This is a genomic window from Streptomyces sp. NPDC002643, from assembly GCF_053592555.1.
In genome coordinates this window covers 429,044-441,018 of sequence record NZ_JBSFVY010000001.1, presented here as the reverse complement: position 1 = coordinate 441,018, position 11,975 = coordinate 429,044, and the positions used below count along the sequence as shown (strand labels likewise).

Annotated in this window: 12 protein-coding genes; all 12 read right to left on the bottom strand. The window is 70.6% G+C overall.

All coding sequences use genetic code 11. The annotated features are described in order from the left end of the window. Position 1 precedes the first annotated feature (1 nt). Positions 2 to 1,789 (bottom strand): protein translocase subunit SecD, encoded by a 1,788-nt coding sequence (secD, locus tag ACWD4G_RS01955; protein WP_451290135.1) that lies wholly within the window; start codon positions 1,787 to 1,789, stop codon positions 2 to 4. 132 nt (positions 1,790 to 1,921) lie between these two features. Next, positions 1,922 to 2,416, bottom strand: coding sequence for a preprotein translocase subunit YajC (gene yajC / locus ACWD4G_RS01950; RefSeq protein WP_451290134.1), 495 nt, complete (start codon positions 2,414 to 2,416; stop codon positions 1,922 to 1,924). A 174-nt stretch (positions 2,417 to 2,590) separates the two neighbouring features. Next, the gene (ruvB, locus tag ACWD4G_RS01945; protein WP_451290133.1) at positions 2,591 to 3,661 is read right to left on the bottom strand and encodes a Holliday junction branch migration DNA helicase RuvB; all 1,071 of its coding nucleotides are present in this window, start codon (positions 3,659 to 3,661) and stop codon (positions 2,591 to 2,593) included. A 199-nt stretch (positions 3,662 to 3,860) separates the two neighbouring features. Then, entirely contained in the window at positions 3,861 to 4,466 is a 606-nt protein-coding gene (gene ruvA, locus ACWD4G_RS01940; protein ID WP_451290132.1) for a Holliday junction branch migration protein RuvA, read from the bottom strand. After that, positions 4,463 to 5,065 (bottom strand): crossover junction endodeoxyribonuclease RuvC, encoded by a 603-nt coding sequence (ruvC, locus tag ACWD4G_RS01935; protein ID WP_451290131.1) that lies wholly within the window; start codon positions 5,063 to 5,065, stop codon positions 4,463 to 4,465. The genes ruvA and ruvC overlap by 4 nt, the downstream gene beginning before the upstream one ends. 205 nt (positions 5,066 to 5,270) lie before the next feature. Beyond that, complete coding sequence (locus ACWD4G_RS01930) at positions 5,271 to 6,023, bottom strand: YebC/PmpR family DNA-binding transcriptional regulator (RefSeq protein ID WP_451290129.1); 753 nt, start codon at positions 6,021 to 6,023, stop codon at positions 5,271 to 5,273. Between the two features lie 48 nt (positions 6,024 to 6,071). Next, positions 6,072 to 6,680: a pyridoxal 5'-phosphate synthase glutaminase subunit PdxT gene (gene pdxT, locus ACWD4G_RS01925; protein WP_451290283.1), complete on the bottom strand. Its 609-nt coding sequence runs from the start codon at positions 6,678 to 6,680 to the stop codon at positions 6,072 to 6,074. Between the two features lie 15 nt (positions 6,681 to 6,695). Beyond that, on the bottom strand, positions 6,696 to 7,613 hold the full coding sequence (gene pdxS, locus ACWD4G_RS01920) for a pyridoxal 5'-phosphate synthase lyase subunit PdxS (protein WP_451290128.1): 918 nt from the start codon (positions 7,611 to 7,613) through the stop codon (positions 6,696 to 6,698). Between the two features lie 400 nt (positions 7,614 to 8,013). Then, positions 8,014 to 8,577, bottom strand: a complete 564-nt coding sequence (locus ACWD4G_RS01915) for a hypothetical protein (RefSeq protein ID WP_451290127.1) — start codon at positions 8,575 to 8,577, stop codon at positions 8,014 to 8,016. 366 nt (positions 8,578 to 8,943) lie between these two features. After that, positions 8,944 to 10,095: a glycosyltransferase family 4 protein gene (locus ACWD4G_RS01910; protein ID WP_451290126.1), complete on the bottom strand. Its 1,152-nt coding sequence runs from the start codon at positions 10,093 to 10,095 to the stop codon at positions 8,944 to 8,946. After that, positions 10,092 to 11,144 carry a phosphatidylinositol mannoside acyltransferase gene (locus ACWD4G_RS01905; protein ID WP_451290125.1) on the bottom strand — a complete coding sequence of 351 codons (1,053 nt, stop codon included), beginning with the start codon at positions 11,142 to 11,144 and terminating at the stop codon, positions 10,092 to 10,094. Before ACWD4G_RS01905 ends, ACWD4G_RS01910 begins: the two co-directional genes overlap by 4 nt. Next, a complete protein-coding gene (pgsA, locus tag ACWD4G_RS01900) occupies positions 11,141 to 11,845 on the bottom strand; it encodes a phosphatidylinositol phosphate synthase (RefSeq protein ID WP_451290124.1) in 705 nt (234 codons plus the stop codon). The genes ACWD4G_RS01905 and pgsA overlap by 4 nt, the downstream gene beginning before the upstream one ends. Between the last annotated feature and the right edge of the window lie 130 nt (positions 11,846 to 11,975).

Below are 11,975 nucleotides of genomic sequence, written 5' to 3'. Positions count from 1 at the left end.
CTCAGGCCTCCTTCGGGTCGGCGGGGGCGGCGGGACGGCGGGTGCGGCGCAGCGGCGGCCGGGCACCCAGGCGCTGCGGGTCGAGGCCGGACCACTTGTGGCCGCCCGCGAAGAACTTCCTGCGGGCGAGGATCGTCAGCAGCGGCTTGGTGAAGAGGAAGACCACGACCACGTCGAGCAGGGTGGTCAGACCCAGCGTGAACGCGAAGCCCTGCACCTTGCCGACGGTCACGATGAAGAGCACGGCGGCGGCGAGGAACGACACGAAGTCGGAGACCAGGATGGTGCGGCGGGCACGCGGCCAGGCCCGCTCGACAGCGGGACGCAGGGTGCGGCCCTCGCGGATCTCGTCCCGGACTCGTTCGAAGTACACGATGAACGAGTCCGCCGTGATACCGATGGCGACGATCGCACCACAGACGGCCGGCAGGTTCAGCGCGAAGCCGATGGTCGGACCGAGCAGCGCCATGATCACATAGGTCAGCGCCGCGGACATCAGCAGCGAGGCGATCGCGATCAGCGACAGACCTCGGTAGTACACGAGCAGGTAGATCACGACCAGGGCGAGACCGATCGCACCGGCGATCAGACCGGCGTGCAACTGCTCACCGCCGAGCGCGGGGCTCACGGTGGTGACGCTGGATTCCTTGAAGGTCAGCGGGAGAGCACCGTACGACAGCATGTTGGCGAGGTTCTGGGCCTCTTGCTGGGTGAAGCTGCCGGAGATCTCGGCCTTGCCGCCGGTGATCGCGCTGCTGACCTGGGGGTGGGAGACGACCTCGTCGTCCAGGACGATCGCGAACTGGTTCATCGGCGACGTCTGTCCGGCGATCTGGCCGGTGACGGACGCGAACTTCTTGCCACCGGCGGAGTCGAAGTCCATGGTGACCATCCACCCGTTGCCCTGGGTGGTGTCGAAGATGGCCTGCGCCTTGTCGACCTCAGTGCCGTCGACACCCACCGGGCCGAGGATGAACTTGCTCCACGACTTGTCGCTCTCCTGGCCGCAGGCGACGACCGAGTCGGCGGGCTTGCCCTTGCCGGCCTCGGCCCGCTGCTCCGGGTCGGTGCAGTCGAGCTTGGCGTACGCCTCCTGGAGGGCCTGGGTGCCGGCGTCGGGGGTGGCGCTCGCGGACGGGGAGGCGCTGTCGGTGGCCTTGGGGGATGCCGAGCCGCTGCTGGAGGGCGTCGGGTCGGCCTTGAGCGCGTCGGTCACCGCGCGGCCCTGCGAGGTCGCCGTCGGGCTGGGGGACTCGGAGGACGTCGCCTCGTCGTCGGTGCCGGTCGCCTTGTCCTTGCCGTCGTCGGAGCTCGTCGGGCTCGGCGAGGCGCTGCCGTCGGCGTCGCTCGGGCTGGTGCTCGGCGTGGGCGTCGTGGCGCCGCTCGTCTCGACGGTCAGAACGGGGCGGAAGTACAGCTTCGCGGTGGTGCCGACCTGTTCCCGGGCCTCTTCGGAATCCGTGCCCTTGGGGATGTTGACGATGATGTTCTCGTCACCCTGGGTCTGGACCTCCGCCTCGGACACGCCCAGACCGTTGACACGGCGGTTCATGATCTCGACCGCGGTGTCCATATTGGTCTTGTTGATCGCGTTGGGCTGGCCGGGCTCGTTGATCGCCGTCAGCGTGATGCTCGTACCACCGGCGAGGTCGATGCCGAGACGCGGAGTGGTGTGTCCGGAGGCGAACATTCCCCCGGTGAGCGCCACCAGGGCGATCATGATGAAGGCCAGCGCGCGCCCGGGCTTGCTCTGGGCGTTCGCGCTCCGACCCTTCTTCGGTGCTGCCACCTTCTCGTACTCCCTCTCGGGCCGCCGTACGCGAGGTCGGCGCGGGGCGGCCATGACTGGTGTCGGGAATCCGTGCGAAAAGGCACGTGCCCGGGGCGCGGGCGGTTCTCGCCCGTGCTCCCGGGGACGTGACTACTTCGCTTCGGACTCGCCGTCTGTCTTCTTCGGCTCTGCTTCGTCGGTCTTCGCCTCGGCGGCCTCGTCAGTCGCGTCGTCGGACGCGTCCTTCTTGCCGAGGTCGATGGGCTTGTCGTCGGAAGCGGCCAAAGCGTCGTCGGAGGGCTCGTCGGTCTCGGTGAGGGAGGAGGCGTCGTCCGGGACGACGTCGGACTTCAGGTCGTGCTCGATGCCGTGGACGATGCGGTTGTACTCGTCGTCGGAGAGGACGGCACCGATGGCGTTCTTGGCGAAGAGCAGCTCGACGCCCGGCCCGGCGTCGAGGAGGACCGTGTCCTCGCTGACTTCCTTGACCGTCGCGTACATGCCCCCGATGGTGCGGACTCCGGAACCGGGCTGCATCTGGTTCCGCATGTCGACGGCCTGCTGCTGCTTCTTCTTGGCCGATCGGGTCATCAGGATCATGGCCCCGATGAGCACGATGAACGGGAGGAGGGTCACGAGACTCACGGGTCGGAACTTCCTTCACACGACCGCGATGGCGAGCGGCCTGATGGATGGGGGGATGTCTGGTGCCGACTAGGGCGGCATCGGCGGAGTCTAAGCGAGTCCACCGTGATGGAACAACGCACAGCATGTCACCGTGGTTCCATGCCGGGCGAGTACCGCACCGTCACGAGAAGGTCACGCCCCGAACAGGTCCTGTTGTCCGTTTCCGCCGGTCGTGCCGCGTGGCGGGGTGAGGCCGAGGTGGGTCCACGCGGCCGGGGTCGCCACCCTGCCGCGGGGGGTGCGGGCGAGCAGTCCCTCGCGGACCAGGAACGGTTCGGCGACCTCTTCTACGGTCTCGCGCTCCTCCCCCACCGCGACGGCGAGCGTGGAGAGGCCGACGGGGCCGCCGCCGAAGAGCTTGAGCAGGGCTTCGAGGACACCGCGGTCGAGACGGTCGAGGCCGCGGGCGTCGACCTCGTAGACGGCGAGGGCCGCCGAAGCGATGTCGCGCGTGATGATCCCGTCGGCCTTGACCTGGGCGTAGTCCCGTACGCGGCGCAGCAGACGGTTGGCGATGCGCGGAGTGCCCCGGGAGCGGCCGGCGATCTCGGCGGCGCCATCGGCCTCGATCTCGACGTCGAGCAGATTCGCCGAGCGGTGGATGACGCGCTGCAGTTCGGCGGGCTCGTAGAACTCCATGTGCGCGGTGAAGCCGAAGCGGTCGCGCAGCGGGGGTGGCAGGAGTCCCGCGCGCGTGGTGGCGCCGACCAGGGTGAACGGGGGCAGTTCGAGCGGGATCGCGGTGGCGCCCGGGCCCTTGCCGACGATGACGTCGACCCGGAAGTCCTCCATCGCCATGTACAGCATCTCCTCGGCGGGCCGGGACATGCGGTGGATCTCGTCGAGGAAGAGGACTTCGCCCTCCTGGAGGGAGGAGAGGATCGAGGCCAGGTCACCGGCGTGCTGGATGGCCGGGCCCGAGGTGATGCGGATCGGGGCGCCCATCTCGGCGGCGATGATCATCGACAGGGTGGTCTTGCCGAGGCCCGGGGCGCCGGAGAGCAGGACGTGGTCGGCCGTCGCCCCACGCGCGCGTGCGGCACGCAGCACGAGGTCGAGTTGTTCGCGGACCTTCTCCTGGCCGATGAACTCGTCCAGGTCCTTGGGCCGCAGGGCCGCCTCGACGGCCTGGTCCTCACGGTCGGCGACAGAGCCCACCAGCCGCTCGGGGGCGGTCGCGTCGGTCGTGTCGTCCCAGTTCACTGAAATCTCCTTGCCTGGGCCTGCCGGGTGCGTCCAATTCGGCCGGGGGTCCGGCCCGCGGCGAAGCCGCTGTCGGGTGCAGCGTCCCCCGGATAGACACAGCATTGCGTTGCCTCGGGGGTCGCGGTCGGATGGAGCAGATGAGTCGTACGAGTCGTACGGGGCGGAAGCGAGGGCCCGCCGGGCCTCAACAGGGCGGTCAGCGCGCTCTGTTGAGGGTCTGGAGGGCGGCCTTCAGCAACTGGCCCACCTGGGGGGTGCCTTCGGCGGCCTCCGCCTGGGGCGTCACTGCGGCCACGGCCTCGTCGGCCTCGCGCGTGGCGTAGCCCAGGCCGATCAGGGCGGCGTGCAGTTGGTCGCGCCAGCCCTGGGTGATCGGGGCGCCGATCGCGGGGGCGCCGATCGGCTCGCCGAGGCGGTCCTTCAGCTCCAACAGCAGCTTCTGGGCGCCCTTCTTGCCGATGCCGGGGACGGCGATCAGGGCCTTCTCGTCGCCGGTGGAGACGGCTCTGCGCAACGCGTCCGGGGTGTGCACGGCCAGCATCGCCTGGGCCAGGCGCGGGCCGACCCCGCTCGCGGTCTGCAGCAGCTCGAAGACCTGGCGCTCGTCGTCGTCCACGAAGCCGTACAGGGTGAGCGAGTCCTCCCGTACGACGAGGGAGGTGGCGAGCTTGGCGGGCTGGCCGAGGCGGAGGGTGGAGAGGGTGTTCGGCGTGCACTGCACGGCCATGCCGACACCGCCGACCTCGACGACCGCCGTGTCGGGAGCGAGTGCGGCGACGGTGCCGCTGACGAAGGCGATCATGCGGGGCGGCCTTTCGGGGGGATCGATGCGGTGCCGGGGGCGGCCGTTCCGCCCGCGACCGGGCCCCTGCGTGTGGCAGGTGCTCTGTTCGCCTGCAGGGCGACGGCCTGCTGGAGGCGGTTCTGCGCCGGTGCGCGCCAGATGTGGCAGATGGCGAGGGCGAGGGCGTCGGCGGCGTCCGCCGGCTTCGGCGGGGCGTCCAGCCGGAGGAGGCGGGTGACCATGGCTCCGACCTGGGGTTTGTCCGCGCGGCCGCTGCCGGTGACGGCGGCCTTGACCTCGCTGGGGGTGTGCAGGGCGACGGGGATGCCTCGGCGGGCCGCGCAGAGCATGGCGACGGCGCTGGCCTGGGCGGTGCCCATGACCGTCCGTACGTTGTGCTGGCTGAACACCCGCTCCACGGCGACGCATTCGGGCCGGTGCTCGTCGAGCCACTGCTCGATGCCCTGCTCGATCGCGACGAGACGGTGCCCCAACTCGGCGTCCGCGGGCGTACGGACGACGCCGACGCCGAGCATGGTGAGCGGCCGGCCGGCGACGCCTTCGACCACACCGACACCGCAACGGGTCAGTCCTGGGTCCACCCCCAGTACGCGCACCGCGCCCCCTCCCCTTTTTGCGGCTAAACCGCCGCCGCTCTCGCGGACCTGGCTGAGCACCGTCGGGGTTCCTCAATTGATGGTTGCGGTCCGTGGACGGTGATCACTGGCTGCCGCCAGGCTATCCGCTGCCACTGACAACAGCGGCGGGCCGGTAGGACGCGTGTCCCACCGGCCCGCCGGACCCGCCGTGCTCGCGGCAGCGCTACGCGTCGACCTTGGCCATGACGTCGTCGCTCACATCGAAGTTGGCGAAGACGTTCTGGACGTCGTCGCTGTCCTCAAGGGCGTCGATCAGCTTGAAGATCTTCTTGGCGCCCTCCTCGTCCAGCTCGATCTGCATGGTCGGGACGAAGTTGGCCTCGGCGGAGTCGTAGTCGATGCCGGCCTCCTGGAGGGAGGTGCGGACCGCGACCAGGTCGGTGGCCTCGCTGAGCACCTCGAAGGACTCGCCGAGGTCGTTGACCTCCTCGGCGCCCGCGTCGAGGACCACCTCAAGGACGTCGTCCTCGGACAGCTCGCCCTTGGGGACGATGACGACGCCCTTGCGGTTGAAGAGGTACGACACCGAGCCCGGGTCGGCCATGGAGCCGCCGTTGCGGGTCATGGCGACGCGGACGTCGGAGGCGGCGCGGTTGCGGTTGTCGGTGAGGCACTCGATGAGCACCGCGACACCGTTGGGGCCGTAGCCCTCGTACATGATCGTCTCGTAGTCGGCGCCACCGGCTTCGAGACCGCCGCCACGCTTGATCGCGGAGTCGATGTTCTTGTTCGGGACCGACTGCTTCTTCGCCTTCTGGACGGCGTCGTACAGCGTCGGGTTGCCGTCGATGTCGACGCCGCCCGTGCGCGCGGCGACCTCGATGTTCTTGATCAGCTTCGCGAAGAGCTTGCCGCGCTTGGCGTCGATCACGGCCTTCTTGTGCTTCGTCGTGGCCCATTTAGAGTGGCCGGACATCTGCCTGTCTCCTTCGCGTAACCCATCTCTGCAACGAACGCAGAGATCCTACAAGGACTCCGCGGCCCGGCTCGCGTGCGCCATCTCGACGAACAGCGCGTGCAGCCGGTGGTCGCCGGTCAGCTCCGGGTGGAACGACGTGGCCAGGGCGTTGCCCTGGCGTACGGCGACGATGTGGCCGTCGTACTCGGCGAGCACCTCCGTCTCGGCGCCCACGGACTCGACCCAGGGGGCGCGGATGAAGACGCCCTCCACAGGATCGCCCGCCACGCCCTTGACGTCCACCGATGCCTCGAAGGACTCGTTCTGGCGGCCGAAGGCGTTGCGGCGCACGATCATGTCGATGCCACCGATGGTCTCCTGGCCCGAACGCGGGTCGAGGATCTTGTCGGCGAGCATGATCAGGCCGGCGCAGGTGCCGTACACGGGCATGCCGTCACGCACGCGCGCGCGTAGCGGGTCCATGACGCCGAAGAGGACGGCCAGCTTGGAGATGGTGGTGGACTCGCCGCCGGGGATGACCAGGCCGTCCACCTCGGCGATTTCCTCGGGTCGCCTGACCGGCCTGGCCACGGCGTCGGCCGCGGCCAGGGCGACGAGGTGCTCCCGTACGTCGCCCTGGAGGGCCAGGACGCCGATGACGGGAGGGTCGCTCAGGGGGCTCATGGGTGCTTACCAGCCCCGGTTCGCGTAGCGCTCGGTCTCGGGGAGGGTGTCGCAGTTGATGCCGACCATGGCCTCGCCCAGGTTGCGGGAGGCGTCCGCGATGATCTTCGGGTCGTCGTAGAAGGTGGTGGCCTTCACGATGGCGGCGGCGCGCTTGGCCGGGTCGCCGGACTTGAAGATGCCGGAGCCGACGAAGACGCCCTCGGCGCCGAGCTGGCGCATCAGCGCGGCGTCGGCCGGGGTCGCGACACCGCCGGCGGAGAAGAGGACCACGGGCAGCTTGCCCAGCTCGGAGACCTCCTTGACCAGCTCGTACGGGGCGCGCAGCTCCTTGGCGGCGGCGTACAGCTCGTTGTTGTCGAAGCCGCGGAGCTTGGCGATCTCGTTCTTGATCTGGCGGAGGTGGCGGACGGCCTCGACGACGTTGCCGGTGCCGGCCTCGCCCTTGGAGCGGATCATGGCGGCGCCCTCCGCTATGCGGCGCAGGGCCTCGCCGAGGTTGGTGGCGCCGCAGACGAAGGGGGTGGTGAAGGCCCACTTGTCGGAGTGGTTGACCTCGTCGGCCGGGGTGAGGACCTCGGACTCGTCGATGTAGTCGACGCCGAGGGACTGCAGGACCTGGGCCTCGACGAAGTGGCCGATGCGGGACTTGGCCATGACCGGGATGGAGACGGCGTTGATGATGCCCTCGATCATGTCCGGGTCGGACATGCGGGCCACGCCGCCGTCCTTGCGGATGTCGGCCGGGACCCGCTCCAGGGCCATGACCGCGACCGCACCCGCGTCCTCGGCGATCTTCGCCTGCTCCGGGGTGACGACGTCCATGATCACGCCGCCCTTGAGCTGCTCGGCCATGCCGCGCTTCACGCGGGCGGTGCCGGTCTCGGGGGTCGGGGTGGTGGAGTTCGAGAGCGTGCTGGACACGGGGTTGACCTCGCTCGGGGGAAGGGGGTTGCTGCGAACATCGAGGAAACGTGAGGGGTGGGGGCCACTGCAAGGGCCAATGGGGAGGCGGTGGATCGTTTTTCTTCGCCCCCGCCGCCCCTACCCGTCCCATCCCCAGGGGCTGCGCGCCCCTTCGACCCCCGGCGGGGGTTTCGGGGGCGGCTTTTCGGCTGCGGGTGGGTGGGGGCTGGTCGCGCCCACGCGGCGGAGCCGCAAATCGAAACAGCCCCGCGCCCCTGAAAAAGCGGGCTGCGCCCGGCTTTTTCATCGGCCCGCAGGGCCGTCCTGCACGGCCGTAGGCCCGTGCTTTAGGGGCGCGGGGAACTGCGCGACCAGCCCCCACCCACCCGCGCACGCCCGACAACCCCATCCACCCGAGCTACTGGGCGCCCGGCGTCACACCCCCCGCTCGGTCGGCCAGCGCGACCGGCGGTTCGTCGTCCATCTCGAAGGCCATCGGGAAGGGGGCGTGGCCGGCGAGGCGGAACCAGCGGACCTTGCGGTGGCGACGCAGGGCACGGGCCGCCCGTACCGCGTCGTTGTGGAAGCGGCGTGCCATCGGCACCCGGCGCACCGCCTCCGCCAGCTCGTTGGCCGCGTCCTCGCCTCCCGGCGCCTCCCGCACGGCCTCCACCTGCTGCGCCTCCGCGAACACGGCCCGCAGCGCCTGGCTCAGCTCGCTCTCTGCGACCTCGCGCTGCTCCTCCTCGGCCTGCCGGGCCGCGTGCGCCGCCTCGTAGAGCACGATCGACGCGGCCGGGTCCAGCACGCCGGAGGTGGCCAGTTCCTGGGCGACCGAGGCGCGGCGCAGCAGTTGGGCGTCCAGCGCGGCGCGGGCGGCGTCGATGCGCGCGTGCAGTCGGTCGAGGCGCCCCGCGGTCCAGCTCAGGTAGAGGCCGATCGCGAAGAGGACGACCGCGATCCAGATGAGTGTCGAAGTCACGGGCGGCAAGGCTACCGGTGCCCGCCATCACGCCCGACGCGCCGGAACCGCTCAGCTCGACGGAGCCCCGGGCCTCCCCGGCCCGCGCCCTCAACCCCCGGGAGCCGTCGGCTCCACCTGGCCCACGCCACGGACCCCGGGAGCCATCAGCTCTACCCGACCCACGCCATCCGACCCCCGGGGGCTTGAGCCTCTCCCGCCCGCGCCCACAAACCTCGGGAGCCATCAGCCTTTCCCAGCCCGCGCCCTCGGCCCCAGAGCCCTGGGCCTCCCCCGGCCCGCACCCTCGGCCCCCGGAACCATCAACGTCTCCCCGCCCACATGCCCTCAGTCCCCTGCCCCTCGGACCCTTAGCCCCTCAACCCCTCACAACCCCAACCTCGCCCGTAGCCCGGCCCGTTCGTCCGTTGCCACTGAGGCGGCGCCCTCCGTCACCGTCTCGTAGACGCCCAGGATGTCGGCGCCGACCGTGGACCAGTCGAAGCGGCGTACGTGGGCGCTGCCCCGTTCGCGGAGTTCGGCTCGGCGGGTGGGGTCGGCGAGGAGGCGTACGGCGGCTGCCGCGAGCGCGTCGGCGTCCTCGTTGGCGAACAACTCGCCCGCGCCGCCCTGGTCGAGGACCTGGGCGAAGGCGTCGAGGTCGGAGGCGAGGACGGGGGCGCCGGCGGACATGGCCTCGACGAGGATGATGCCGAAGCTCTCGCCGCCGGTGTTGGGGGCGACGTAGACGTCGACGCTGCGCAGGAAGCGGGCCTTTTCCTCGTCGCTGACCATGCCGAGGAACTGCACGCGGGAGCGGAGCTCCTCCGGCAGGCTCTCCACCGCCTGCTCCTCGTCGCCCCGGCCCGCCACCAGCAGTCTGGTCTGCGGCCGCTCGGCGAGGATCTTCGGCAGGGCCTTCATCAGCACCGGCAGTCCCTTGCGGGGCTCGTCGATACGGCCGATGAAGCCCAGGGTGTCCCCCTGCCAGTCGGGGTTGGGCTTGGCGCGGGCGAAGAAGTCGACGTCGACGCCGTTCGGGATGACGACCGCGTCGCCGCCCAGGTGTTCGACGAGGGTGCGGCGCGCGTACTCGCTCACCGCGATGCGGGCGCTGATCTTCTCCAGGGCGGGCTGGAGGATCGGGTACGCGGCGATCATCGCGCGGGAGCGCGGGTTCGAGGTGTGGAACGTCGCGACGATGGGCCCCGACGCCGCCCAGCAGGCGAGCAGGCCGAGTGACGGGGAGGCCGGCTCATGGATGTGGATCACGTCGAACGTGCCTTCGTGGAGCCAGCGGCGTACGCGCGCGGCGGACAGGAAGCCGAAGTTGAGGCGGGCCACCGAGCCGTTGTAGGGCACCGGGACGGCGCGGCCGGCGGAGACCACGTACGGCGGGAGCGGGGTGTCGTCGTCGGCGGGGGCGAGGACGGACACCTCGTGGCCGAGGCGGATGAGGTGGTCGGCGAGATCGCGGATGTGGAACTGGACTCCCCCGGGCACGTCCCAGGAGTACGGGCAGACGATGCCGATCTTCACGGGCGGTCCTTCGCCGACGCGTTCGCGGATTCGTTCGCGATTTCGTTCACAGATTCGGGCGTGCATTCACTCGCGGACGCGTTCGTCGACTCGTTCGCTGACGTGTTTCCCGACGTGGCCGCTTCGCCCCCGGCCGTCGCGGCCGGGTCCTTCGTGGGGTCGAGGTCCGCGAGCCACAGCCTCTGCAGCATGTGCCAATCCTCCGGATGGTCGGCGATCCCGGTGGCGAAGGCATCGGCCAGCGCCTGTGTCATGACAGACGTCTTCTCGGCCTTCGTACCTGCCTCGGGTACCTCGATCGGGGGATGAACGCGTCCTTGCATGACGGGCGAGTCGTCGTACCAGAGGGTCACCGGCAGCAGCAGCGCGCCGGTCTGCTGGGCGAGGAGGGCGGGGCCTGCGGGCATCCGGGTCTTCTCGCCGAAGAAGTCGACCTCGACGCCGGAGGCGGACAGATCGCGATCGGCGACCAGGCAGACCAGGCCGCCGTCGCGCAGTCGGCGGGCGAGGGTGCCGAAGGCGGTGCCGCCGTTGTGGGGCAGGACCTCCATGCCGAGGCCCTCGCGGTAGGCGACGAAGCGGTCGTAGAGCGACTCGGGCTTGAGGCGTTCGGCGACGGTCGTGAACGGGGTCGCCAGCTTGGTCGTGACCCAGGCGCCGGCGAGGTCCCAGTTGGCGAGGTGCGGCAGCGCGAGGATGACGCCCTGGCCTGCGGCGAGTCCGCCGGTGAGGTAGTGCACGTCCTCGGGATCGAAGCCGTGCTTGACGCGGTCCTCGCTCCAGGCGGGCAGGCGGAACGATTCCATCCAGTAGCGCAGATACGAACGCATGCCCGCGCGGGAGAGCTGGGCGAGGCGTTCGGGGCTCGCGTCCGGCACCACGCGCGCGTAGTTGGCCTCCAGGCGGCGTACGAGGGGGCCTCGACGCTTCCAGGTGGCGTCGGCGATGGTCCGGCCCAGACGCACGGCGACGGGCTCCGGGAGCTTCTTGACCACGCCCCAGCCGAGTCCGTAGAGGCCGTCGGTCAGCCGCTCCTGGAGCGGGCTCACGAGGTCGCCTCACGGCGTTGTGTGGAGTCCTTGCTCCCCTGGGCCGTGCCCTCGGCGGCTTCGGCGGCCGCCGCCTCCGCCTCGGCGGACTCCCGGCGGACGGTGACGACCCGCTGGATCAGCGTGACCAGGCTGCCGGCGGCGACGACCCACAGGGCGATCGGCAGGAGTACGTCGATGCCGGGCACCCCGAACTTGTGCATGCCCGCGAACCCGGCCGCGACCAGGGAGATCACCAGGCGCTCGGCGCGCTCCACCAGCCCGTTGACGGCGACCGGCAGACCGATCGACTCGCCTCGCGCCTTGGTGTACGACACCACCTGGCCGCTCGCCAGACAGAAGATCGAGACCGCGCACAGCACGTTGTCGTCGCCGTTGCCCGCGTACCAGAGGGCGAAGCCGCCGAAGATCGCGCCGTCGGCGACCCGGTCGAGCGTGGAGTCCAGGAAGGCGCCCCAGCGGCTGGAGCGGCCCATCTGGCGGGCCATGTTGCCGTCGACGAGGTCCGAGAACACGAACAGCGTGATGACGACCGTGCCCCAGAAGAACTCGCCCCGGGGGAAGAAGACCAGCGCGCCGACGACGACTCCGGCGGTGCCGAGGAGCGTGACCGTGTCCGGGCTGACGCCCCTGCGGATCAGAAACGCGGCGAACGGTGTGAGGACACGCGTGAAGAATGCACGCGCGTACTTGTTCAGCATGGCCTTCCCGACGGTCGGTGTGGCCGGGTGGCCCTGCTGACCACCGGCTGGCCCATCGTAGCCACGCGCGCGTGTGTACGACCGTCGGGCACCAGGACGCCGTGTCCACCCCCGGAGAGCGGCGGGATCG